This window comes from Nonomuraea sp. NPDC049421 (assembly GCF_040677005.1).
In the GTDB taxonomy this organism is placed as follows: domain Bacteria; phylum Actinomycetota; class Actinomycetes; order Streptosporangiales; family Streptosporangiaceae; genus Nonomuraea; species Nonomuraea salmonea.
The window spans coordinates 1-621 of sequence record NZ_JBFAQA010000067.1; the positions used below are offsets into that span (position 1 = coordinate 1).

Below are 621 nucleotides of genomic sequence, written 5' to 3' on the forward strand. Positions count from 1 at the left end.
CCGGGCCAGTCGCCGCCCACGGCGAGGTTGAGGATGATGTAGAAGGGGTGGTCGAAGATCCAGGGGCCACGCGTCTGCTCCACCTGGTCCTTGCTGATCGTGAACACCGTCCGCCCGTCGAGCGTGTAGACGATGCCCTCGCTGTCCCAGTCGGCGGCCCAGACTCGGGTTCGATGTAGGCGGCGTGGTCGTGGGTGAGGATGGCGTGCATGGGCACGAGCGCCGGACACGACGACGTCTCCATCGACGTCGAAGGGCAGGCCCGCCACTGGGCCAGGGATCCGAATGGCGGTCATGGAGGCGAGGCGGGGCCGCTGACGAGGAGCCCGGCTCGATCGCAGGAAGTCCGGCTCATGACGTGCCGCCCGGCCGGTGACGGCAGGGGCCGGGCAGCACGGTCCTTCGCAGGCGGTCGGCGTCGAACCTGGGCTCTGCCTGCCGTGCGCGGCCGGTTGCGCCGACCGCCTGCTCAGGTCAGGGCCTCAGGGTGTCCTCGACGATGATGTGGCCTTCCTGGACGGCCCACCGCTGGTTCGGGTGATCGAGACACGACCACAACCGGACGTTCGTGTTGTTGGCCCGACTGTTGGTCGCGTCCAGGCACACCTCCCGGCCGCTGCC

General features: G+C 69.6%; 1 pseudogene. It reads right to left on the reverse strand.

From position 1 onward, the window contains the following. A pseudogene (locus AB0K18_RS50035) lies at positions 1-296 on the reverse strand (hypothetical protein); the annotation flags it as partial. Positions 297-621 lie beyond the last annotated feature (325 nt).